This is a genomic window from Carboxydocella sp. JDF658 (assembly GCF_002049395.1).
In the GTDB taxonomy this organism is placed as follows: Bacteria; Bacillota.
On the sequence record NZ_BDLR01000249.1, the window covers coordinates 1 to 209 of the forward strand.

The following is a 209-nucleotide window of genomic DNA, read 5'->3' on the forward strand; positions in this document are numbered from 1 at the left end:
TTTCCATTCGCGCTGAGGGAACCTTTGGGCGCCTCCGTTACTCTTTGGGAGGCGACCGCCCCAGTCAAACTGCCCACCTGACACTGTCCCCTACCCGGCTCTCGTGTACGGGTTAGAACTTCAATATCACAAGGGTGGTATCCCACCAGCGACTCCACTTAGGCTGGCGCCTAAGCTTCCCAGTCTCCCACCTATCCTGTACATGCAAT

General features: G+C 56.9%; 1 rRNA gene. It reads right to left on the reverse strand.

The features are described 5' to 3' along the window. Positions 1-209, reverse strand: a 23S ribosomal RNA gene (locus tag JDF658_RS14010); the annotation flags it as partial.